Here is a 24743-nt window from a genome sequence, read left to right on the forward strand (position 1 = left end):
GTAACGTATATTTTCTTTGTCTGAGAAATTTGTGAAAGCGGATAATGTTCACCATTATCCGCTTTTTACAGCAAAAATCTGCACAGCAGGCAAACGAATGGGGAAGATAAAAAATGAAAAAAGGGGCGAACAGATCCCGTATCATAGAAGCCATATTTTTTACAGCGGTATTTGCGGAACTTTTTATCTGGATAATGTTTAGAAAGTTTGATTCGCTGGACGAATTATGGATATTCAATATGGGGCTTAATATCTCAAGAGGACTTAAACCTTACAGCGAGGTGAGCATCATAACTACACCGCTGTCCCATATGATATCTGCCCTTGTCATAAAAATATTCGGCGAACAGCTTGCTGTAATGCGTTTCCTTGCGGTAATGCTCGCCTTTGGTGATTGTCTGCTTGTTTACAGGATTTTGTGTACAGTAAAAGTGAACAGGACTTTTTCGCTGATAATAAGCGGCTTTGTGAGCCTTTTGTATTCAATGGTATTTACATATGACTATAATCAACTTATATTGAATATGACGATCTTAGCTCTTTATATGCAGCTTAAAGCACTGGATATGCAGGAGGGGAAAGCAGAGAATTTTCTCATAGCAGCTGAGGTCATAGGTGCGGCTGCGGTGTTCTGCAAACAGACAACAGGTATTTTTGTCTTTGCAGCTGTGACTATCTCAAATGTGCTGATATGCACAAAGAAATACGGCAAAGGCAGTAAAAAGACTGCAAAAACAGTTTTAAGCGGACTTGCAGCCTTGCTTATAATGGGAATTATCTTTCTTTCATATCTTCTTTTTACAAATACCGCAGGGGATTTTATAAGGTACTGCTTTATCGGCATAAAGGAGTTTGACAATAAGGAATCCATCATGGAGTTTGCGCTTGAATCGCCCATAGGTTTTGTAACTGTGGTATGCACAATAGCTGTTCTCCTGTGTGCAATGATAAGGTGTGTGAAAAAAAGCGATATCACCGCACAGATAATTCTTGCAGCGTTTTTTGGACTTCTGCCGACAGTTTATCCCATAGCAGATATAACACATTCATTTATCCCATTTATGATAATAATAATTCTTCTTGTATATCTGCTGAAAGAAAAGTCAGATAAGATCAATATGAAAGGCGAAAATTTAGGCATACTTCTCACCGCAGCAATATGCCTTGTGTCATCAGCCGCATTTACATTCGATGATAAGATGAATTTTTCCGATATAAAGCACTATAAGTTTATCCCTATGGACAGTTCAATAGAGGAACAGATAAAGCTTATAGACGAAAGTATCATACAAATGAACGGGAAAACAGCCATACTTGACGCCTCGGCAGCTGTTTATATGATACCGCTGGATATATACAATAAAGATCTTGATATGTTCCTAAAAGGCAATCTTGGCGGAAAAGCAAAGGATATATTGAACGAAAGATCAGCTGAGTTTGACTATATTTATGTTTTAAAGGAAGGACTTTCACACAACTGGCAGTACCCGACAGAGTGTGATGAAGAAGTAAGAAAAAATGCAGAAAAAGAAGATGAGGTATTGATCTATGATGTTTACAAAAAGTAAGACAGCAAAAAACAAAGAACCAAAAGAAATAAAAGAAATCAGTGAAGAACTGACCTCTCAGACAAAGAAGATAATAATGATGATAACGGTGTTTATCTCTCTGGCTGTGCTTATGCTGTGCTATTCAAGGGGCATATCGGGAAATGATTTCTGGTGGCATATAAAGGTCGGCGAGTGGATACTGGATAACGGCTATGTGCCTAGCCATGACATTTTTTCATGGTATGGTATGAGTGAAAATATCTCGTGGACACCGCACGAATGGCTCTCGGACGTTATTTTCTATCTTGTATATTCAGCGGCAGGACAAGCGGGGATATTTATTTTATCACTTTTGTCTGCTGCCATAATGGTGCTGCTCATAGGTATAAGACTAAAAGAAAAGCTTTTCTGCAATATGCCTGTTACCCTTTGCTATATATGCTTTTTTACAGTACTGACAAGTATGTTCTTTTACGGCAGACCGCACCTTTTCAGCTATTTTCTTATGTTTGCATTGTTTTATGTTTTGTATAAGTTCAGGGATAACGAAAATTATAAGGGCATATTTGCCCTGCCGCTTATAGCTGCATTGTGGAGCAACCTCCACGGCGGTTCATCGAATATGGCATATATCATACCGATAGTTTTCCTTGTGACAAATCTTAAACAGTTCAGCTGCGCAAGACTTGAGGGCAGAAAGTTTACCAAAAAACAGATCATTATAACCTGTGCAATGATAATAGGTGCAGCGGCAGCCATATTTGTAAACCCTGTTGGAAAAGATGTTTTCCTTTACCCTTATAAAAGTATGAGCGACAGTTTTATGCTTGATGTTATCAGCGAGTGGGCCTCACCCGACGCAAAACAGATCTCGCAGATACTTTGCTTCTTTGTGCCGATATTCCTTATCGGACATGGTATGATCTTTTCGGAAAAGAAACTGAATTTCACAGATACAGCATATTTTCTGATGTTCCTCTATCTGTTTTTCAGAAGTTCAAGATTTATAATGCTTTTCTGTATTGCGGCTGTGTTCTTTGCAGCGGACTATATAGCAGATATAAAGAGCAGGAATATAAAGAAAAAATCTGAGAAAGCAGCGGTCGGCTTGCTGTGCGTGCTGTTTGCAGGACTAAGCTTTTACGGCGCAGGAAAAATGGTCATACTGAATGATTCCGACAGCCTTGTATCAACAGCGCTGGATCAGAAAATGGTTGACTATGTGAAAAATGATCCTTCAGAGCGACTGTTCAATGACTATAACTATGGTGAAACTCTTATATATAATAATGTAGAGGTGTTCTTTGACGCAAGAGCAGACTTGTATGCGCAGAAAAATATAATGAGGGACGGTGTAGGACTTCTCTATCTTCAGCAGACAAGCAAAAATTCAACAGAAAAATATATTGATGTTGAAAAAATGATAGACAAATATGATTTCGACGGATTTCTTATTTCAAAATCAAGACCGCTCTATGTTTATCTGCTCAATGCAGACGGGTATGAGCTTGTATATGAAACCTCAGACGCAGGGTATTTCAAACGCAGTTAAATTGCAAACGCAGTGAAACTGCGTTTGAATATATCCTGCGTTTTCCTTTTAACATAAATTTAACATTTAGTTTGAAACTGCCGCAGCCTGAAACGCTACTATTATAACAAAGGGAGGTGAGGCTGATGGCTGTAATTTTAAAGCAGAAAAACAGAAGCATTGATAACGGCAGCACTGAAGCTTTCAGAAAAATATATGAGCAGACAAACAGAAAGATATACAGCCGTATCATTGCAGGGGCAGCGGACAGATCTGACGCAGAGGATATTTTTCAGGAAACCTATGTTGACCTATTTAACGCATTAAAAACAGGACGGGAGATATCAGAGCCGGAAGCATATCTGATGACTATCGCTAGGCGCAAGCTTTATGTTTATTACAAACAGCTCAACAGGGTAAGAAAAAGAGAAACAGCCGTATCGGAGGACGAAAACAGAGATATTGATCCCGATGAAATGGCTCTTGAAAATTACAGTATTGAGGACAGCGTTGTGAACGTTAAGCTGTATGAAGAAATATCGGTCAGACTCAGAGAAAAGCCTGATATAACTCAGCGGATATTCGCAATGTTTTACAGCCTTGATATGGCGATCCCGGAAATTGCAGAAAGCCTGTCCGTGTCAGAATCCTTTGTGAAGAACAGATTATACAGAACGTTAAAGGAATTTCGCAGCCTTTATGGAAAGGAGGAATCATTATGAGAGAAAAGGATTTTTATAAAAAGCTGATTGACGAGTATATGACCGATACAAGCTCTGATACAGAGAGATCTCCCTCATCGGGTAAATTTGATGAGATAGAAAAAAGAATTTTGCTTTCAGATGACGGCATATCCCATAATATTAAAGAAAATACAGAAAATATAGAAAATGCAGAAAGCAATAAAAAGATCAGACTTCGCAGAGGCGGATTTGCCGCAGCGTGTGTGGCAGCTGTCGTATTCTGTACAGCGGGTGTGTTTGCAGCTTTAAACAGCAGCAGAAAGGCTGATGTGAATACTCACAAGGCAGTATCATCACCGCAAACGGACGTCATTTCGGATATGAGCAGTAAAAGTGATACAGATAGCAGTATAAATAATGACACTCCCGATGAGTATTACAACGATCTTGAGTCGCTTATATCCGCATCAGGAATGGTGAAGCAGATATTATATATATGGGGAGATGTTAAGGACGGTTATCTCTATACAAGCTGCTACGATCAATATGTATGGCACTATGACGACAGTAAAATGAACAGTCAGGATGAACATTACCAGTGGTCTGAAGAGCCGTCAGGTCAAAACAAAGAGTATGACGTGACGATGTATGAAACATATTTTCCCCTTGGGGACGATTCGGAAGGTATGTTAGGCTTTGAAACAGGAAAAGTCTATGTGATATTTACCGTTGACGGCAACAAGCCTGTTAATGATCGGCAGTGGCTTTTTGAGGTCAATAACGGAGTATGTACCTCAGTGAATGACCCCGACGGAATGAGCTTTACATTAAGTCAGCTGTATTTCTCAGAACAGAATGATATGTATGATGAACAGGACATCAGCAGCGGATATCTAAGCAATCAGAAAGCTATGTATGATTTTGCACTTGAAAAATGCAAGGATTATATGCAGGAAGCAGGGCTTAAAAGCTGTACCCTCAGCCAGCCTTATGATTACTATGGTGATATAAATGATCCTGCGAATATTTATGTGATGCTTGACGGAGATCAAGCGATAGCCGCTTTTGCATTAAGGATAGCGGCAGGCGGCGGTTTTGATCCTGTTTATCTTGGTAATCTGTATGAGGATATAGATAATTATAGTATAGGCTTTGAGATAACTGATGAGGACTGGAAAGATTTCAAGGTGCACCGTGGAATAAAAGGCTTGACCGCTGATCCATCGTCATTCCCTATCAAAAGAGTTATAAATATGGGAGATACCGTTAGAGCAGACTATGATATTTCAGACAGCAAAACGGATACAGACAGCAGTTCGGTATCCTCCGAGCCTGAAAAAACTGATTACGCATTTTTAAAAGAAAATACAGATATGCGGCTGATACAGGACGGAGATAACCGCTATGTTTCTGAGGACGGCGCTTTTACAGTTGAATGCAGTGTTTCGTTTTCTGAGGGCAGGGAAGGTTCAGCAAGGCTTATAATGAAGTTTACAAACAATACAGATTATGATATAGTTGCTGACTGCCGTGCGCATCCACGAATGGGCATAAATGCTGAATTTACAGGTGACTATACGATCACAGCTGATTTTGAAATGGGCGAGCTTGATGCACATTCGACAATGATAAAAAGCTATGATGTGTATTATGAAACTTTCCTGAATGATTATGCCAATGAAGATGATAATTATTGGAATGATGAAGGCCAGAATACGGTTTATCTGTATTTCTTACTGAAAATAGAAATCATGGGCGATGAAGAAAACAATATAAACGGCTGTGGATATTACTACGGCGATCCTATAATGGTAAGTCAGGAAGTGTAGATCGTATCAGCTAAATAATAAATTGAAAAATCATGATAAGTAAAAGTCGGGCGGTCTGCATTATGCGCACACCGCCCGACTTTTCTCCGTACCAACACACAAAAAATGCAAAAGGGAAAATTTCGGCATAAAATGTGCCTGTAAAGGCTTTTTCCCTTGACAATATCGGCTTTTTGCGGTAAAATAGAAGTTATCAGAAATATTCCAAAACAGTAGAGGAGAGTCATTGATTATGAAGAATACAGAAAAGACAATGGACAAGATCGTTGCCCTCTGTAAAGGCAGAGGTTTTGTTTATCCGGGCAGTGAGATCTACGGCGGTCTTGCTAATACATGGGATTACGGTCCTTTAGGCGTCGAGCTTAAAAATAATATCAAGGACGCTTGGAGAAAGAAGTTCGTTCAGGAAAATAAGTATAACGTAGGTCTTGATTCCGCTATCCTTATGAATCCGCAGACTTGGGTGGCTTCAGGTCACATCGGCGGATTTTCAGACCCTCTTATGGACTGCAAGGAGTGTAAGACAAGACACAGAGCAGATAACCTTATCGAAGATTTTGACGGAACAAATGTTGCAGGCTGGACAAATCAGCAGATGATGGATTACATCAATGAGCATAATATCGTTTGCCCTGAGTGCGGTAAGCATAACTTCACAGATATCCGTCAGTTCAACCTTATGTTCAAGACTTTCCAGGGTGTTACTGAGGATTCAAAGTCTGAACTTTACCTCAGACCTGAAACTGCACAGGGTATTTTCGTAAACTTCGCAAATATCCAGAGAACAAGCCGTAAGAAAGTTCCTTTTGGTGTTGCACAGGTAGGTAAGTCATTCAGAAACGAGATCACTCCTGGTAACTTTATATTCAGAGTAAGAGAGTTCGAGCAGATGGAGCTTGAGTTCTTCTGCAAGCCTGGCACAGACCTTGAATGGTTCAGCTATTGGAGAGAGTTCTGTAAGAACTGGCTCCTCAGCCTTAATATCAAGGAGGAGAACATCAGACTCCGTGACCACTCACAGGAAGAGCTTTGCTTCTACTCTAAGGCTACAACAGACTTCGAGTATCTCTTCCCATTCGGTTGGGGCGAACTTTGGGGCGTAGCAGACAGAACTGACTATGACCTTACACAGCATATCAAGACCAGCGGCAAGAGCCTTGACTATTTTGATCCTGAAACAAACGAAAGATATGTACCATATGTTATCGAGCCGTCACTTGGCGTAGAAAGACTCTTCCTTTCTATCGTAGTAGAGGCTTATGATGAGGAAAATATCGGAACAGAGGAAAAGCCTGACGTAAGAACAGTAATGCATTTCCACCCTGCTCTCGCACCTTTCAAGGCTTGCGTACTTCCTCTTTCAAAGAAACTCAGCCAGCAGGCCGGAGAGCTTTTTGACGAGCTTGCAAAGCATTTCAGCGTTGATTATGACGAGGCTGGTTCTATCGGTAAGAGATACCGCCGTCAGGACGAGATCGGAACACCATTCTGCATTACATATGACTTTGACACACTTGAGGACGGCTGCGTAACTGTTCGTGACAGAGATACAATGGAGCAGGAGAGAGTAAAGATCAACGAGCTTGTAAACTATATCGCAAAGAAGATAGAGTTCTGATTTGAAAATTTCCTAATAACAGATAAGCCGACGTTTATGCGCCGGCTTATTTTTATGTGTACTATAATCAATAAGATCAGTAAAAAAGGCAAAAGACTCTGAGATCAGAGCCTTTTGCCTTTATATTTATATAGGGAGAAATAAGCTGTTTATTAATACATTCCGCCCATTCCGCCTGCACCTGCGGCAGCTGCCATAGCAGCGTCAGCCTGTGGGTCCTTCTTGTCAGCAACAAGGCTCTCAGTTGTAAGAACCATTGCTGCAACAGAAGCTGCGTTCTGGAGAGCTGAACGTGTTACCTTAGTAGGATCAACGATTCCTGCTGGGATCATCTCAACATATTCGTCAGAATATGCGTTGTAGCCGTAGCCGACCTTTCTTGAACGAATGATCTTGTCGATTATAACGCTGCCTTCAAGACCTGCGTTTGCTGCGATCTGTCTTACAGGCTCTTCAAGTGCCTTGTAAACGATCTGTGCGCCTGTCTTTTCGTCGCCTGTCAGCTTGTCAACAAGCTTCTTAACGGCTGGCATAGCGTTGATAAGAGCTGTTCCGCCGCCTGCTACGATACCCTCTTCAACAGCTGCCTTAGTAGCTGCAAGAGCGTCCTCTATTCTCATCTTCTTTTCTTTCATTTCAACTTCGGTAGCTGCGCCGACCTTGATAACGGCTACGCCGCCAGAAAGCTTAGCAAGTCTTTCCTGAAGCTTTTCTCTGTCGAAATCAGAAGTTGTTGTTTCGATCTGTGCCTTGATCTGACCAACTCTTGCCTTGATAGCGTCAGAGTCACCTGCACCGTCAACGATAATTGTGTTCTCCTTCTGAACAACTACCTGTCTTGCACGGCCGAGCTGTGAGATCTGTGTTTCGCTGAGTTCAAGACCAAGCTCTGAAGAAATTACTTCGCCGCCTGTGAGGATAGCGATATCCTGAAGCATTTCCTTTCTTCTGTCGCCGAATCCAGGAGCCTTAACTGCAACGCAGGTAAATGTTCCTCTCAGCTTGTTTACGATAAGTGTTGAAAGAGCCTCGCCCTCAACGTCCTCAGCAATGATAAGGAGCTTTGCGCCGGACTTTACGATCTGCTCGAGGAGCGGAAGTATCTCCTGAATGTTTGAGATCTTCTTGTCTGTGATAAGAATGTAAGCGTCATCAAGAACAGCTTCCATCTTGTCTGTATCTGTTACCATGTAAGGTGCAATGTATCCTCTGTCGAACTGCATACCCTCTACAACTTCGCTGTATGTTTCAGCAGTCTTTGACTCTTCAAGAGTGATAACGCCGTCAGCTGTTACTTTTTCCATAGCCTCGGCAATAAGCTTGCCTATGTTGTCATCAGCAGCTGAAACCGCACCAACTCTTGCGATCTCGTCAGAGCTTTCTACCTTCTTTGAGTTTGCAATGATAGAATCAACAGCAGTGTCAACAGCCTTTGACATACCCTTCTTAAGGATCATTGGATTTGCGCCTGCTGCGATATTCTTCATACCCTCTCTTACAAGAGCCTGAGCGAGAAGAGTAGCGGTAGTTGTACCGTCGCCTGCTGCGTCGTTTGTCTTAGTAGCAACTTCCTTAACGAGCTGTGCGCCCATGTTTTCAAAAGCATCGTCAAGCTCGATCTCCTTTGCGATAGTAACACCATCGTTTGTGATGAGCGGAGCGCCGAACTTCTTGTCAAGAACAACGTTTCTTCCCTTTGGTCCGAGTGTGATCTTTACTGTATCTGCTAACTGGTCAATACCTGACTGAAGAGCCTTTCTGGCTTCTTCACCGTAAATAATCTGCTTTGCCATTATAAGTTACCTCCATTATAAATGTATAATATATCTGTTTTTATTCAACAACTGCAAGGATATCTTCCATTTTAAGGATCGTGTATTCCTGTCCCTCAAGCTTTACATCTGTGCCGCTGTACTTTGAGATAAGAACCTTGTCGCCGACCTTAACGCCCATAGCAACATCAGTTTTTCCCGGACCTACCGCAACGACCTCTGCTACCTGCGGCTTTTCTTTAGCGGAACCTGCAAGGATTATACCGCTCTTTGTAGTTTCCTCTGCTTCTGTCATCTTGATAACAACTCTGTCCATTAAAGGTTTGATCGTCATAATAAATGTCCTCCTTTATATTATTGAAAAAGTTCTCTGTTTTGCTTTCAGCCTGCATTGACTTTTACGCTTTTAGCGGTCAGCCTGCCAGACTGTTAGCACTCTTTCTCTCTGAGTGCTAAATATATTGTACCACCTTTTTTATAAATTTCAAGTCATTTATTCTGTTTTTCAGCTGATTTTCAACATTTTTGGAGATTTGCACAAATTTGCGGCTTTCAAATTTTAATATTTATTGCATTTTACTTCTTGTAATATGCTTGACGTGTGATATAATATTAATTGATAATAATAAATTACTTAAACGTTTCAAAAGTCTGGATATGTGATAATAATATTAACATTTGTTCTTATTTTGACGTAAAAATTTATAGAATTAATTAAAAATTAACAAAATAGTCATACACTCCGTTTGTGAATTTGTTATAATGTAGACATTAATTGAAATTTTGATTTAGCTTTGTTCAAAATTGGGGATACGACGAGTTAGATAATACGAACATAAGTTATTGTATTATTAAAAACCGTAAAGAATTTAAAAATAACCGATAAATATTCGGTGATGAAAGGAAGATGAATATGTCACTTGGCAGAGTTTTAGTAGTAGACGACGATAAAAATATCTGTGAGCTGCTCCGTCTTTATCTTGAAAAGGAAGGCTATGGAGTTATCCTTGCACATGACGGCGAGGAAGCTGTTGTAAAATTCAATGCACTTAAGCCTGACATCATCCTGCTTGATATCATGCTGCCCGGCATCGACGGCTGGCAGGTATGCAGAGAGATCAGGAAGAAGTCAAATGTACCTATTATAATGATAACCGCAAAGGTAGAAACATTCGATAAGGTCCTGGGACTTGAACTTGGTGCAGACGACTATATCGTAAAACCTTTTGATACAAAGGAAGTTATCGCAAGAATAAAGGCTGTTTACAGAAGAGTTGGTCAGTCCTCAGGAGAGGCTGAGATCAAGGAAGTCAAGTATGACAAGCTTTCAGTAAATATGACAAGATATGAGCTGAGAGTAAACGGTGTTGTACTGGATACACCGCCGAAGGAGCTTGAACTTCTTTTCCACCTTGCGTCAAATCCAAACAGAGTATATACAAGAGATCAGCTTCTTGACGAAGTATGGGGCTTTGAGTATTACGGCGATTCCAGAACTATCGACGTACACGTTAAAAGACTTCGTGAAAAGCTCGAAGGCGTTTCAGACAAGTGGGCGCTCAAAACAGTATGGGGCGTTGGATACAAGTTTGAAGTAGCAGAGAATAATGAATAACGGCAAAAGTATATTCCTCAGGTACTTTGCAATTTGTTCGGCAGTAATACTGGTAAGCTTTTGTTGCTTAGGAACAGTATTACTGCTTGTTTCTTCCCGTTATTTTATAGATGAAAAAAAGAGCTTGCTGCTGAAAAATGCGAAAGCTCTTGCTTCATATACGCAGGAAAAAATGCTGGAAGATCCTGAAGAGTGGCGTGATGACTGCGCAGGGGAAATGAAGGATTACTCTATAAGCTGCAACGCAGACTTTGTTCTTTCCGACGGCGAGGGATATATCGTTATCTCCACGGGAAAAACAGAGAATGGGATAAGTACAGCCGACCTTGAACAGTTCGGCGAAAGCGGCAGCTATGTTTACAGCGACCTTGACGGGGCGATAGGGGAAACTTCTCATATAATGGGCGTGCAGTTCAAGGCGAATGGCCCCACATATTATATGCTGGCTTATTCTCCAAAATCCGATCAGGATGATTATATATGGAATATAATGGAGATATTTATTATCTCAGCCGTAATGGTTCTGATAGTCGTTATGTTCCTTGTGTATTTTGCAACTCTGAAGCTGACAGAGCCTATAAAGGAGATCGCTGCTGTTTCAAAGAAACTGGGCGCAGGAGATTTTTCCGCTACCCTGCCTGATTACAGCATAAGCGAGTACAAACAGCTTAGTACGGCTTTCAATGATATGGCGGCAAACTTAAAGAGTTACGATACTATGCGTAACAGCTTTCTGGCGAATGTTTCCCATGAGCTTAGAACGCCTATGACTTCTATCGGCGGCTTTGTGGACGGCATACTTGACGGCACGATACCAAAGGATCAGGAGAGATACTATCTAAAGCTTATCTCCTCCGAGGTCAATAGGCTTACAAGACTTGTCAAGAGTATGCTCAATCTTGCGAAGATAGAGGCGGGAGAAATGAAGCTGACAAAGACGAAGTTCTCTGCCCTCGAACCTATCGTGGATACCCTCGTTACATTTGAGTCGAGGATAGATGCAAAGCATATCGACATAAGAGGGCTTGATGTTGACAGAGTGCCGCTCTATGCGGATATCGACCTTGTGCATCAGGTAATGTATAACCTTATAGAAAATGCTATAAAATTTGTTGACGACCATGGATATATGGAGTTTTCATTTGTGCCTGAGGGAGATATGACGGCTATATCCATTAAAAACAGCGGAGAAGGATTGTCCGAGGAGGAACTTCCTCTTGTGTTCGACAGATTTTATAAAACAGACAAGTCCAGAGGTCTTGACGCTCAGGGACTTGGTCTGGGACTTAATATTGTCCGTTCGATCGTCAGCCTGCACGGCGGTAAAATTATGGTCAAGAGTGTTAAAGGCGAATATACTGAGTTTATTTTCACTCTGCCTAACAAACCTGAGGAGGACTGAAAGCCTTAAATGGATAATATGGATAACATTGATAACAAAGACAGCATGGAAAGCATAGATAATGCTGATATCATCAAAGATACTTCTGAACAGACCAATGAAAGTATCATCGAAAATATTACCGAAAGTGCAGAGGAAAGCTTTAAGATGCCCGAAGGTGCAGAGGACGGCAGCAGGATAGTGGGTCACGATTTCTGGAAAGGGATAACTCTCCCCGAAACGGAACTTGCTCCGAAAAAGCGCAGCCCAAAGCGTATCATTATGACGATAGTCACATCTATTGTGTTCGTCGCAGCAGGCTTTGGTATAGCCTGCGTTTCCGCAAGAGGAAAAGGTGTGCTTTCAAACCTCGTCACAGGCGGCAAGCATATGACTTTCAGCCTGCCTATGTCTGAACAGCCCGAGGACAGCGGTGCTGAAAAGGACGAAAACGGAATGTATACCGCACAGGGGATAGCCGAAAAATGCTCTCCGTCTGTGGTGTCACTTGATATCTATTCCGAGGATTCAGAGTTTGTCCCTGTCGGACAGGGCAGCGGCATTATCCTCAGCAAGGACGGCTATATAGTGTCCAATGCCCACGTTGTGGATAAAGGCACAAAGGCTGTGAAAGCTGTCCTCAGCGACGGAAGAGAGTATGCAGCCGAGATAATCGGTTCTGATCCGAAAACGGATATCGCCGTTATAAAGATACCTGCCACAGATCTTTCCCCAGCCGAGTTCGCAAGCTCTGCGAACGTTAAGCTAGGCGAGGAGGTCGTAGCTATCGGCACTCCCGCAGGCTATCGAAACTCCGTCACAAAGGGAATAGTTTCGGGACTCGACCGAAAGATACGTCTTGAAAATTCTTCTTCGGGAGTGAACTGTATACAGATAGACGCAGCCGTAAACCCCGGTAATTCGGGTGGTGCGCTTTTCAATATGTACGGTCAGGTCATCGGCATAACATCTTCAAAGCTGTCATCTGTGGACTATGAGGGAATAGGATTTGCAATTTCCTCAGATGAAGCGTCTGGGATAATCGAGCAGCTTATCGAGTATGGCCACGTTGCTGACAGAGCAAAGATAGGCATAACGTTCTATCAGATAAGCAGCACAACAGCCGATATCTACGGCGTAAAAGCAGGAATATGCGTAGCAAGCATAGACGAAAGCTGCGATGTTGCCAATACCGAGCTTGAGGTCGGCGACATAATCACAAATATAGACGGCACAGATACAGGCGACTGTGATGACGTGCCTGCCCTTGTGAACAAAAAGAAAGCAGGAGATGAAGTCACCTGCCACGTTTACAGGGAAAAGACCGATACCGAACCTGCAAAGGAGTTTGATATTACTTTCAAGCTTATGGAAGATTCGGGTTCGCTGACCGAGGCAGACGATTCGGATAATGACAGCAGTAAATAAAAACTAAAATATAGGACTGACGTATTTGCTTGCGTCAGTCCTTTTCTGTTATAAAATTTTTAAGTCGGTGGCAAATGTCAGACAAAAAGAGGGCGGTCAAAGACCGCCCCACTTGTGTATGCACTTTTTACTGCTCTTTCAGCGTGTTGATTATCTCGTTTGCCTTTGCGTAAATTATCTCAGGCTTTTCACCAATAGCAAATCCGCCGTTTTCGTAAAGTATCTTTCCGGCACACATTGTCAGCTTTACATTTTCCTTTGAACCGGAATAAACAATGTTCTTTCCTATGTTGTTGAGCGGCTGCATATTTGGTCTGTTAAGATCTATAACTGTAAGGTCAGCCTGCTTTCCCTCTGCAATAATGTCGCAGTCGGAAAGTCCCATAGCCTTTGCCGAGCCTGCTGTCGCAGCATAAAGCACCTTGTCGGCAGGGCAGGCAGCAGCGTCATTCTGCGCTATCTTCTGCAAACCTGTCATAAGGAACATTTCTCTGAACATATCAAGACAGTTGTTGCTTGCAGGACCGTCTGTTCCAAGACCGATGTTTATACCAATATCCTGCATCTTCACGATAGGTGCGATACCGCTGGCAAGCTTTACGTTAGAGCCTGGGCAGTGTACAGCATAAACTCCCTTTTCCTTGAATATGGCAAGATCCTCGTCCGACATATGAACGCAGTGGAATCCTGCGCCGCCGTAGTTGTATATGCCGAGTTCGTTGAAAAGCACAGTAGGAGTCTTGCCGTATTTTTCAACACATTCTCTTACTTCCTTTGCAGTTTCCGAATTGTGTGTTGCGACAGGAGCTTTGTATTTCTGTGCAAGCTCACCCACAGCCTTTAAAAGCTCAAAGTCGCAGGTGTATTCAGCGTGGAAACCGAGCATATATGAAATAAGGGGATCTTTGCCTGTGAATTTCAGATAGTTGCTTTCAAGCCTTTCAGCGTTGGACTTGTCACCGCTCACCGCACCGCAGAGTACACTTCTGAAACCGCTCTCCGTGCAGGCTTTTACATAATCGTCAAGCTCAAAGTACATATCAAATGCCGCCGTACAGCCTGTTGAAAGATATTCAAGTATCGCAAGCTTTGTGAGCCAGTAAACATATTCGCCGTTAAGCTTTGCCTCCATAGGGAATATCTGCTTGAAAAGCCAGTCCTGCAAAGGCATATCGTCTGCATATGAACGCAGGAAGGTCATGGCCGAGTGTGTGTGGGCATTCTTGAATGACGGCATAAGGAGGTTGCCATTAAGGTCATACTCACGCTCAAACTCCGTTTCATTCAGCTTTTTCTCGTCAGGCTTTCCGACAAAGGCTATCTTTGCCCCGTCTGTCCATACCTCGATATCCTCAGGCTCAATGCCGTTGTTCATTGTGATAACTTTTCCGTTGTAAAATCTTATCATAATTTTTACCTCTTTTATTTCTCAGAAAAATCGTAAGGCGGATAGAATATACCCTTTTCCGTCACGATAGCGGTTATAAGTTCGGCAGGCGTAACATCAAAAGCGGGGTTAAGGCATTTGACATTTTCGGGAGCGACAGGCTTTTCAAAGTACATCTTCTTTATCTCGTCGCCGTCACGCATCTCTATAACAATATCTTCTCCCGTTTTGCATTCCGTATCTATGGTAGTGAAAGGACAGAAAACATAAAACGGTATGCCGTAATGTTTCGCCAGCACAGCTACTCCCGACGTTCCTATCTTGTTCGCCGTGTCGCCGTTTGCAGCCACTCTGTCGCAGCCCACAAAGCAGGCGTCGATAAGTCCCTTTGACATAACATATGATGCCATATTGTCGCATATAAGGGTGGTGTCTATCCCTGCGTTTGAAAGTTCATATGAAGTAAGTCTTGCGCCCTGTAAAAGAGGACGTGTTTCGTCAACGTATGCGTGGAAGTTATATCCTCTCTCCGCACCGAGAAGAAGAGTTCCAAGACCTGTGCCGTAGCGTGATGTTGCAAGTGCGCCTGCGTTGCAGTGTGTAAGAACGCTGTCACCGTCTTTCATAAGCGTAAGACCGAATTCGGAAATAATGTGGCAGGTCTCAATATCCTCCGAGTGGATAGTTTCAGCCTCGTCTTTAAGCGCCGCCATCATCTCATCTCTTGTCCTGCCCTTGCATAGCTTTGCACGTCTTAGCATTTTCTTTACCGCAAGGGAAAGATTTACTGCGGTAGGTCTTGCCGAGCCTATCTGCTCTGCACACTTTTCAAGCTGAACAAAAAATTCGCTCTCGTTTTCAGCGCTTATTTTCAAAGCACAGATATAAATTCCGTAAGCTGCGCATATCCCTATGCAGGGTGCGCCCCTGACCTCCAAAAGCTGTATAGCCGAACATATCTCGTCCGCATTGTGCAGACGCTTTATCTTAAACATATTCGGCAGCAGCGTCTGGTCTATTATCTCAACTGCTGTTCCGTCCTCCGATAATCGGACAGGGTCGTTCTTTTCATACTTCATATTTTTTCACTCTTTCATTTGTCACTTTATATTTGTCCGTTATTTTTGTTTATTTGTTTATTAAATTTATTCCTCACGGGCAGAAACAAGCATGGAATACAGTTCGCCCTTTGAAAATCCTGTTGCCTTTGCTATCTGCTTGCAAGCGTCTGCACCACGCATACCTTTTCCCACAAGTTCTTTTACCTGTTCAAAAGCCTGCTCGATAGTTTCCGCAGGGGAGATCTCTTCCTCATTTGCCCCCTCTATTACAAGCACAAATTCTCCCTTAGGCTTGTTCTCACTGTAAAAAGCAAGTGCCTCAGCTATGGTCGTCCTTATGACCTCTTCGTGGAGCTTTGTAAGCTCTCTGCAAAGCGATATTTTTCTGTCGCCCAGATATTCAAGCATATCCCTCAGCGTGTTCTCCAGCTTGTGGGGAGCTTCATAGAAAATAAGTGTGTTTGTGCAGTTTTTTACCGCCGCAAGATGTTCAAACCGCTGCTTTTTCGCCGTGGACAAAAATCCCTCGAACTGAAAGCGTGATGTGCTTAATCCGCTTATCGCCAGCGCAGATACCACAGCCGACGGACCCGGAACGACTTCGACCTTTATATCATTTTCCGCACAAAGCTTTACAAGCAGCTCTCCCGGGTCGGATATGCAGGGCATACCTGCGTCCGTTACAATAGCCGCATTCTCTCCCGACAGTATCCTGTTTATTATCTGTTCCCCAACCTGCTTTGCGTTATGCTCGTGATAGCTTACAAGCGGACGCTTTATCTCAAAATGATTGAGCAGACCTGCGGTCACTCTCGTGTCCTCTGCACATATAAAGTCCACGTTGGACAGCGTTTCCACCGCTCTGTATGTCATATCGCCGAGGTTGCCTATGGGCGTTCCGACTACATATAATTTTCCCATTTTTATTCTCCTGTATTTCTGTATACAATGCTGCCGTTTATCGAAACGAGCGACGGTGAGCTGAATACCTCAAAAGGATTTCCCTCAAATAATGTGAAGTCAGCGTCTTTTCCGACTTCTATCGAACCTGTCCTGTCAAATATCCTGCCTATCTTTGCAGGTATCTCTGTAACAGCTCTTAGTCCGTTGTAAAAACTCAGACCGTTCTTTACAGCTATTCCCACCGACAGCGGAAGATATTCTATCGGAACTTCCGAATGGTCTGTGCATATAGCCGTATCTATGCCGTTCCTTGTAAGCGCAGCCGCATTTTCAGGCGTGAGATTTGCCATTTCAGGCTTGCACCTGTCACATATCACAGGTCCGACAATACAGGTCGTGTTCTCCTCTGCAAGCTCGTCTGCAATAAGATGACCGTCTGTGCAGTGAACAAGCGTGTAATCAAGATTGAATTCGTTCGCTATCCTCACTGCAGTAAAAATATCGTCCGCCCTGTGACAGTGAAAATGAGCTGTGACCTCTCTGTGAAGCACAGGCAGCAAAGCCTCAGATTTTATATCGTAATCAGGAAGATCTTCTTCACTTTCCGCCGCATCAATGTCACTGTTGTAACGCACAGCCTTGAACAAAGCCTCTCTAATGGTGCTTGCTACAGCCATTCTTGTGCATGGCGAATCGTCCTTGTCCATGTATGTAAGCTTAGGATTTTCACCCATGGAGAACTTCATTCCCACATTTCGTATTATCATCTTGTCTATTCTTTTTCCTGCCGTCTTTATAGCGTAGATCTGCCCTGCAATAGGGTTTGTTGATCCCGGTGAAACAAGTACAGAGGTAACGCCAGCCTTTCTCGCCTGCTCAAAAGAGTAGTCGATAGGGTTTATTCCGTCGATTATCCTCAGCTGAGGAGTGCATGGATCGAACTCTTCATTAAGATCCTCACCCTCAATGCCAACTCCGCTGGAAGTCAGCCCAAGATGAGTGTGTGCGTCAATAAACCCAGGGTAAAGCGCCATGCCCTCACCGTCAATGATATCCTTATCATCAAAGGAAGGTTCACCCGAACCGACCTCAGTAAATTTGCCGCCGGTTATCTTTACATAACCGTGTTCAATGACCTCAGCCGCATCGTTCATGGTGTATATTTTAACGTTTTTTACTATCATATAGTTTCCTTTCTATTCTAAGTCAGATATAGGTTAATGTAAATAAAAAAGCCAAAAGAAAATAAAATCTCCGCAGAGAAAACTTTGCGGAGAAAAGCGGATCTATCCGCAATCGTTATTTCGTTGATGAAAATATTGTAATGTTGTGCCGTATTGAATAAATTTCAGCAGAGCAAAAGAACAAATAGACACTTTGCAAATTATACAGGCGACCACAGATCGCCCCTACGCAAATTTTGAAAAAGCCATATAAAACTTAATCAAATTTTGCCTAAGTAAAATCCGTGTATTTGTTTTTGTGAGCAAAAGAATGAAAAGCCGCTTTGTGCATTATACAGGCGACCACAGGTCGCCCCTACGAAAACTTTGAAAAAGCCATATAAAACCTAATCAAATTTTCCTAAGTAAAAGCCATATATTTGTTTTTGTGAGCAAAAGAATGAAAATCCGCTTTGCACATTATACAGGCGACCACAGGTCGCCCCTACGCAAACTTTGAAAAAACGCATATAAAATCTAATCAAATTTTGCCTAGGTAAAATCCATATATTTGTTTTTGTGAGCAAAAGAATGAAAATCCGCTTTGCACATTATACAGGCGACCACAGGTCGCCCCTACGCAAACTTTGAAAAACGCATATAAAATCTAATCAAATTTTCCTAAGTAAAAGCCATATCTCTGTTTCTTCCGAGTACAAAATGAGAAGTCCGCACTGCAAACAGCGAGTTTACGAGCGTAGCGTATTTCCCCGTCCGGGAGGACTGGTGCGCCTGACAGGAGTCGAACCTGCGACCTCAAGAGTCGGAGTCTTGCGCTCTATCCAGCTGAGCTACAGACGCATATCAGCAGGAACGGAATTTTCCGCCCCCGCTTGTTTTTAAGTTTTGTATCTTATCTGAGCTTCGCTCCGCAAGGAAGATCCTGATCCGGGAATATTACACTTGCAGAACCGTCAGGTGCGTCAGCCGCACAGATCATGCCGTTTGACTCAACTCCGCAAAGCTTTACAGGCTTCAGGTTCGCTACAATAACTACCTTCTTGCCAATAAGATCCTCAGGCTTGTACCATGCCGCAATGCCAGATACTACCTGCCTGCCGCCAAATCCGTCATCAAGCTGTAAGCAAAGCAGCTTCTTTGACTTCTTTACCTTTTCGCAGGCTGTTACTTTTGCAACTCTCAGATCTACCTTTGCGAAATCTTCAATGGATATCTCGTCTGCAACAGGCGCAGGCTCAAAACCGTCAGCCTCTTCCTCAGCAGGCTGCTCTGCCTTTGAACCAATGATCTTGTTAAGCTCCTCGATCTCCTTGTCAACATCTATTCTTGGGAAAATGATATCTCCTCTGCAAACTGTTACGTCAGCAGGCAGAACACCGAACTTTCCTGCGTTCTCGTATGTTACGTCCTCTGCCTTTGCACCTATCTGCTCCCATACCTTTGGCATTGTGGTAGGCATAAAGCTGCTGAGAAGAGTCGATACGATCCTTATTGTGTCGAGCAGATTGTAAAGTACGCTTGCAAGTCTTGCCTTCTTGCTCTCATCCTTGCCCAGTACCCATGGCGCAGTTTCGTCAATGTACTTGTTCGCTCTCGATACTACCTTGAATATCTCCGCAAGCGCATTGTTAAGCTGGGTCTTGTCCATGAATTCATCGACCTTGCCCCTGAGCGCACAAGCCTCAGCAATAAGCTCGTCATCAAATTCGCCTGCTTCTCTCTCCACAGGAAGAGTTCCGCCAAAGTACTTTGCAGCCATGGCAACAGTTCTTGAAACAAGATTTCCAAGTCCGTTTGCAAGGTCTGAGTTTATTCTGTTTATCATTATCTCATTTGAGAATGAGCTGTCTGCACCGAGAGCCATTTCTCTGAGAATGTGGTATCTGATAGAGTCTGCACCGTATCTCTCACCAAGAATGAACGGGTCAACAACGTTACCGAGAGATTTCGACATCTTCTGTCCGTTGAATGTTATCCAGCCGTGTACAGCAAGATGCTTCGGCAGCGGAAGATCAAGCGCCATAAGCATTGCAGGCCAGATGATAGCGTGGAATCTCATTATGTCCTTTGCCACCATGTGAACGTCAGCAGGCCAGAACTTTTCAAAATCAGCGTATTCCTCGTTCCAGAATCCCAAAGCGGAAATGTAGTTTGAAAGTGCGTCTATCCATACATAAACAACGTGACCTTCGTCAAATGTTACAGGTATGCCCCACTTAAATGTAGTTCTCGATACGCAGAGATCCTCCAGACCGGGCTTGATGAAGTTGTTTACAAGCTCGGTCGCTCTTGTCTTAGGCTGGAGATAATCAGTTTCAGTAAGAAGCTTTTCTATCCTGTCTGCAAAAGACGACATCTTGAAGAAGTAAGCCTCCTCCTTTGCCTCAGTTACCTCTCTGTGACATTCAGGGCAGCAGCCGTTCTCGTCAAGCTGTGACTCTGTCCAGAAGCTTTCGCAAGGTGTGCAGTATTTGCCCTTGTATTCGCCCTTGTAAATGTATCCCTTGTCGTACAGAGCCTTGAATATCTTCTGTACAGTTTCAATGTGGTAATCGTCAGTAGTTCTGATATATCTGTCGTAGCTTATGTTCATATAGCTCCACAGATTTTTGAATACCTTTACGATCTCGTCAACGTATTCCTTCGGAGTAACACCCTTTTCGGCAGCCTTCTGCTCTATCTTAAGACCATGCTCGTCTGTACCTGTAAGGAACATCACGTCATATCCCTGCATACGTCTGTATCTTGCGATAGAGTCGCAGGCAACTGTTGTGTAACAGTGACCGATGTGCGGATTGCCTGACGGATAGTAAATAGGTGTGGTGATATAAAAAGGCTTTTTATTCTCATTATTGCTCATATCATTCTGAGCCCCTTTCGTGAATAGGATAGGTATTTTTCGTCGGCAGGATAAAATCCTGTACAAAAATACGGTTACAATTATTATACTACTTTTGCCCATTTAAGTCAAGTGCGAAAAATGCTGCAAAGGGGCGGAGAAAAAGGCTGTCCCGTTCCGCATTTTTCGGGCAGATCAGACCTGTCCTGCGGTTGACAAATCAGCCTTAATGGAGTAAAATATATAGTGAGTAATTGTATGGTTTAAAGCCTTGATATTTATAACTTAAAAGCTTAAAGGAGAATAAATATGACAGCTTATGATAAGATATGCAAATGTCTGGATTGTGTAAAGAAAAAAATAGATTTCAAGCCGCAGATCGCCCTCGTCCTCGGTTCAGGTCTTGGCGCATTCGCCGATGAGATAGAAGTTGCGGGTACAGTGGATTACAGCGAGATAGAAGGGTTCCCTACCTCAACAGTTATCGGTCATAAAGGCAGATTTGTCTTTGGCTATGTTGGAAAAGTCCCCGTTGTTATCATGCAGGGAAGAGTACACTATTACGAAGGCTATTCAATGGAAGACGTTGTCCTGCCCATAAGACTTATGTCAATGATGGGCGCAAAAGCACTTTTCCTCACAAATGCCTCAGGCGGAATAAACCCTGAGTTCGGCGCAGGAGATTTTATGCTCATCAACGATCATATCTCATCTTTTGTCCCTAATCCGCTTATCGGTAAGAATGTCGAAGAAATGGGAACACGTTTCCCTGATATGAGCGAGGTCTATAAGAAGGATCTCCGTGAGCAGATAAAGGCTGCCGCAAAGGAACTTGATATCGACCTTAAAGAGGGCGTTTATGTCCAGCTTACAGGTCCGTCCTTTGAAAGCCCTGCCGAGATAAGAATGTTAAGAACGCTCGGTGCTGACGCTGTGGGAATGTCAACAGTCTGCGAGGCTATCGCCGCAAATCACGCAGGTATGAAAGTATGCGGAATATCCTGCGTTGCAAACCTTGCGGCAGGTATGACAAATAACCCTCTTACCCATGACGAGGTGCAGGAGTGTGCAGATAAAGCTGCCCCGCTGTTCAAAAAGCTTATAGGCAAGTCCATTGAAAATATAGCCGCAGTGATCTGATTACGGCGAAAAATTGAGAAAAAATAATATAAAATAATATTCAAATATTCAGGAGAAATCATAATGAGAGAAGTCAATGTTTCACAGGTCGAGGACCTTGTAAGAGAGCTTTGTATAAAAGCTAACCTCTATCTTCCGGAGGATATGGAGGAATGTATAAAGTGCGGCGCAAAGGCTGAAAGATCACCCGTCGGCAAAAATGTTTTCGATGATATAATCGAAAATATAAACGTCGCAAGAAACGAAACTATCCCGATCTGTCAGGATACGGGAATGGCTGTGATTTTTATGGAGGTAGGACAGGACGTACACTTTGTCGGCGGCTCGATAAACGATGCTCTGAACAACGGCGTTGCAAGGGGATATATCGACGGCAGATTAAGATGTTCCATAGTGTCAGACCCTCTTGAAAGAGTTAATACAAACAACAACACTCCGCCTGTTGTACACCTCAAATATACAGACGGAGATAAGGTGAAGATAATGGTCGCACCGAAAGGCTTCGGCAGCGAAAATATGTCCGCCCTCAAAATGATGACGCCTTCCGTCACACAGGACGAAATAGTTGACTGGGTAGTTTCCGTCTGTGCAAAGGCAGGCTCTAACCCATGTCCGCCTATCGTTATCGGCGTTGGTATCGGCGGCGATTTTGAAAAGTGCGCATACCTTGCAAAGAAAGCCCTCTGCCGCCCTGTTTCACAGCGCAATCCAAAGGCTCTCTATGCCGACCTCGAAAAGAAAATGCTTGAGAAGATAAATAAGCTCGGTATCGGTCCTCAGGGATTTGGCGGAACGCAGACCTGCCTTGCAGTAAATATCGAGCAGGCACCGACCCATATCGCAGGACTGCCTGTGTCAGTAAACATAGGCTGTCACGTTACACGTCATGCAGAGGGTGTGATCTGACCAAGTCTTACTTAGCTTTGTTCTTGCAAGGCAACGGATTTGGTATCTCCCCCGAAAGTAGCAGAACACCTGCCATATTTGGAATAGCCATAAGACCGTTGAAAATATCGCTTATCCCCCATACTAAAGAGGGACTGTAAATGCACCCGAAATATATACATATCAGGAATACCATTCGGTATGTCTGACTTTTCCCGAAAATGTATAGGAAAGCTTTTTCCCCGATAAAGAACCAGCCTGCAATGGTGGCGAGGGCGAAAAGTATAAGTGAAAAGCAGATGAAGTATTTCCCGAATATGCCTAAAGCGGCGGAATATCCCTCTGCGGCGCTGTCCGCAGAGCCGAGATCCGTTCCGCTTATGATTATGACCAGTGCAGTTAAAGTGCATATAACTATGGTGTCGATAAAAACTTCAGCCATTCCCATTATGCCAAGCCTGCGGCAGCAGTCGGCTGACTCGTCTGCGCAGGAGGAATGTACTGCGGCAGAAGAACCAAGACCTGCCTCGTTGGAAAATGCTCCACGCTTTATCCCCTCGATGCAGACCGTTCCTAAAGTGCCGCCTGCAAAGGCTTTCGGAGAAAATGCACACATAACTATGTCCTTTACAGCCTCAGCCGCTTTGAATGGGTGGGTGATGATAACGAAAAGACTTCCGCCTATGAAAATAAGCGCCATGAAAGGTACGAGCCGTTCGCAGAGCTTTGCCGAAAAGTTCCTGCCGCCTATGGTGAGAGCGGTGAAAAGCAGCAGCACAAAAGCTGTGATGTATTTTGAAAGACCAAATCCGTGTTCAGCGGCTGTTACGATAGAGCTTGCCTGAGCCATATTCCCCATACCGAGGGAGGCGAGAACGGTAAAGACTGCGTATGCGCAGGCAATGTATTTTCCCTTTTTCAGACGGCGGAGATACGACATTGCGCCGCATATCCCTGTCATGCGTGAGTATTTTACACCTAAATAGTTTTCACAGTAGGATACAGCCATTCCGATGAGTGCGGATATCCACATCCAGAAAACTGCGCCTTTTCCCCCTGCGGCAATAGCCGCACCTACTCCTGCCACAGAACCTGTTCCCACAGCGGCAGCGAGAGCGGTAGAAAATCCCTGTAAGCCTGAAAGGCCCGAACCGCCTTTGCCGCCTGCTTTGCTGCGGAAAATGGTGGCTGCGGTGGTCTTGAATATGCTTATTATCCGCAGCTGCGGAAAGCCTGTCTTTGCGGTGAGATATATCCCTCCCGCTATGAGCAGGAACAGTACGGGTATCCCCCATAAAGCGGCGTTGATCTGCTCCACCGCATTATTTAAACGCTCTGTCATATGTAAATTGACCTGCCTTCTGAGTTTTAAGAGTTTTAAAATATATAATATAATTTATGACTTACAAGACAGATTAATGCAGAATAAAGACTAAAGTTTTTGACTTTAAATCCAACAGAAACGGAGGAAGGCTGAAATAAAGATATACAGACTTTCAAGAAAACCTCTTGTATTGATATATGCACTGCTTGCGGCGGTGCTGCTTCTTATAAATTTCGCACTCAATCTTATAACAAGATTTGTGCCTTTTGCAGATTATTATGTACTGCTGCCTTTGTGGGTGATAGCGGCGCTGTTTGCAGTATTGGTCCTGCCGTTTTATTTCCATAAGGTGAAATTTACTGTTTCCTCCAAGGAGATAACGGCGGTGGGCGGACTTTTCGTTACCGCAAAGCATTTTATGCTCACCGAATCGGTGAAGTCGGTAACTTCCATAATCACCCCTCTCAGCAGGCTTACGGGACTGAATTTCATCATTCTCAATACGCTGGGAGCAAAGCTTATAATGCCGTTTCTTTCCCGAAAGGACGCAGAGGAGATATCTGCCGCTATAAATAATTCCATAAGGGCGAGAAACAGAAGTCAGTTCTAAAGA

General features: G+C 43.4%; 19 protein-coding genes and 1 tRNA gene. 11 read left to right on the forward strand and 9 right to left on the reverse strand.

Annotated features, from left to right (window positions below; all coding sequences use genetic code 11):
* Positions 1 to 113: 113 nt before the first annotated feature.
* The 5 genes from Q0E19_RS01195 (at position 114) to Q0E19_RS01215 (ending at position 7211) form a co-directional block, all read left to right on the forward strand.
* Positions 114 to 1568, forward strand: a complete 1455-nt coding sequence (locus tag Q0E19_RS01195) for a glycosyltransferase family 39 protein (RefSeq protein ID WP_294406381.1) — start codon at positions 114 to 116, stop codon at positions 1566 to 1568.
* On the forward strand, positions 1549 to 3102 hold the full coding sequence (locus tag Q0E19_RS01200) for a hypothetical protein (protein WP_294406383.1): 1554 nt from the start codon (positions 1549 to 1551) through the stop codon (positions 3100 to 3102). Before Q0E19_RS01195 ends, Q0E19_RS01200 begins: the two co-directional genes overlap by 20 nt.
* Positions 3103 to 3227: 125 nt before the next feature.
* The gene (locus Q0E19_RS01205) at positions 3228 to 3803 is read left to right on the forward strand and encodes a sigma-70 family RNA polymerase sigma factor (RefSeq protein ID WP_294406385.1); all 576 of its coding nucleotides are present in this window, start codon (positions 3228 to 3230) and stop codon (positions 3801 to 3803) included.
* Positions 3800 to 5593, forward strand: a complete 1794-nt coding sequence (locus tag Q0E19_RS01210) for a hypothetical protein (protein ID WP_294406386.1) — start codon at positions 3800 to 3802, stop codon at positions 5591 to 5593. The genes Q0E19_RS01205 and Q0E19_RS01210 overlap by 4 nt, the downstream gene beginning before the upstream one ends.
* Positions 5594 to 5825: 232 nt before the next feature.
* The gene (locus tag Q0E19_RS01215; RefSeq protein WP_294406389.1) at positions 5826 to 7211 is read left to right on the forward strand and encodes a glycine--tRNA ligase; all 1386 of its coding nucleotides are present in this window, start codon (positions 5826 to 5828) and stop codon (positions 7209 to 7211) included.
* A gap of 152 nt (positions 7212 to 7363) precedes the next feature.
* Here Q0E19_RS01215 and groL read toward each other — a convergent pair whose 3' ends face one another.
* Complete coding sequence (gene groL, locus Q0E19_RS01220; protein ID WP_294406393.1) at positions 7364 to 9004, reverse strand: chaperonin GroEL; 1641 nt, start codon at positions 9002 to 9004, stop codon at positions 7364 to 7366.
* A 40-nt stretch (positions 9005 to 9044) separates the two neighbouring features.
* Complete coding sequence (locus Q0E19_RS01225; RefSeq protein WP_294406394.1) at positions 9045 to 9317, reverse strand: co-chaperone GroES; 273 nt, start codon at positions 9315 to 9317, stop codon at positions 9045 to 9047.
* A gap of 579 nt (positions 9318 to 9896) precedes the next feature.
* Here Q0E19_RS01225 and Q0E19_RS01230 point away from each other — a divergent pair.
* The 3 genes from Q0E19_RS01230 (at position 9897) to Q0E19_RS01240 (ending at position 13407) form a co-directional block, all read left to right on the forward strand.
* Positions 9897 to 10598, forward strand: coding sequence for a response regulator transcription factor (locus Q0E19_RS01230; protein WP_294406396.1), 702 nt, complete (start codon positions 9897 to 9899; stop codon positions 10596 to 10598).
* A gap of 172 nt (positions 10599 to 10770) precedes the next feature.
* Positions 10771 to 12000, forward strand: coding sequence for a HAMP domain-containing sensor histidine kinase (locus tag Q0E19_RS01235; protein WP_294406398.1), 1230 nt, complete (start codon positions 10771 to 10773; stop codon positions 11998 to 12000).
* Between the two features lie 9 nt (positions 12001 to 12009).
* Positions 12010 to 13407, forward strand: coding sequence for a trypsin-like peptidase domain-containing protein (locus tag Q0E19_RS01240; RefSeq protein WP_294406401.1), 1398 nt, complete (start codon positions 12010 to 12012; stop codon positions 13405 to 13407).
* A 127-nt stretch (positions 13408 to 13534) separates the two neighbouring features.
* Here Q0E19_RS01240 and Q0E19_RS01245 read toward each other — a convergent pair whose 3' ends face one another.
* From Q0E19_RS01245 to metG, 6 genes are all read right to left on the reverse strand, one after another.
* Positions 13535 to 14815 (reverse strand): amidohydrolase, encoded by a 1281-nt coding sequence (locus Q0E19_RS01245; protein ID WP_294406403.1) that lies wholly within the window; start codon positions 14813 to 14815, stop codon positions 13535 to 13537.
* A 14-nt stretch (positions 14816 to 14829) separates the two neighbouring features.
* Positions 14830 to 15873: an S-methyl-5-thioribose-1-phosphate isomerase gene (gene mtnA / locus Q0E19_RS01250; protein ID WP_294406406.1), complete on the reverse strand. Its 1044-nt coding sequence runs from the start codon at positions 15871 to 15873 to the stop codon at positions 14830 to 14832.
* Between the two features lie 66 nt (positions 15874 to 15939).
* The gene (gene rsmI / locus Q0E19_RS01255) at positions 15940 to 16776 is read right to left on the reverse strand and encodes a 16S rRNA (cytidine(1402)-2'-O)-methyltransferase (RefSeq protein WP_294406409.1); all 837 of its coding nucleotides are present in this window, start codon (positions 16774 to 16776) and stop codon (positions 15940 to 15942) included.
* Between the two features lie 2 nt (positions 16777 to 16778).
* Positions 16779 to 17942, reverse strand: coding sequence for an amidohydrolase (locus Q0E19_RS01260; RefSeq protein WP_294406411.1), 1164 nt, complete (start codon positions 17940 to 17942; stop codon positions 16779 to 16781).
* 763 nt (positions 17943 to 18705) lie between these two features.
* A tRNA-Arg gene (locus Q0E19_RS01265) sits at positions 18706 to 18782 on the reverse strand.
* A gap of 52 nt (positions 18783 to 18834) precedes the next feature.
* Positions 18835 to 20802 carry a methionine--tRNA ligase gene (metG, locus tag Q0E19_RS01270; RefSeq protein WP_294406413.1) on the reverse strand — a complete coding sequence of 656 codons (1968 nt, stop codon included), beginning with the start codon at positions 20800 to 20802 and terminating at the stop codon, positions 18835 to 18837.
* Between the two features lie 288 nt (positions 20803 to 21090).
* Here metG and Q0E19_RS01275 point away from each other — a divergent pair, with 288 nt between their 5' ends.
* Entirely contained in the window at positions 21091 to 21921 is an 831-nt protein-coding gene (locus Q0E19_RS01275; RefSeq protein WP_294406416.1) for a purine-nucleoside phosphorylase, read from the forward strand.
* 63 nt (positions 21922 to 21984) lie between these two features.
* Positions 21985 to 22827: a fumarate hydratase gene (locus tag Q0E19_RS01280; RefSeq protein ID WP_294406417.1), complete on the forward strand. Its 843-nt coding sequence runs from the start codon at positions 21985 to 21987 to the stop codon at positions 22825 to 22827.
* A gap of 7 nt (positions 22828 to 22834) precedes the next feature.
* Here the strand turns inward: Q0E19_RS01280 and Q0E19_RS01285 are convergent, their stop codons facing one another.
* Complete coding sequence (locus Q0E19_RS01285; RefSeq protein ID WP_294406419.1) at positions 22835 to 24148, reverse strand: amino acid carrier protein; 1314 nt, start codon at positions 24146 to 24148, stop codon at positions 22835 to 22837.
* 172 nt (positions 24149 to 24320) lie between these two features.
* Here Q0E19_RS01285 and Q0E19_RS01290 point away from each other — a divergent pair, with 172 nt between their 5' ends.
* Positions 24321 to 24740, forward strand: a complete 420-nt coding sequence (locus Q0E19_RS01290) for a PH domain-containing protein (RefSeq protein WP_294406422.1) — start codon at positions 24321 to 24323, stop codon at positions 24738 to 24740.
* Positions 24741 to 24743 lie beyond the last annotated feature (3 nt).

The organism is uncultured Ruminococcus sp. (assembly GCF_934476685.1).
Classification (GTDB): domain Bacteria; phylum Bacillota; class Clostridia; order Oscillospirales; family Ruminococcaceae; genus Hominimerdicola.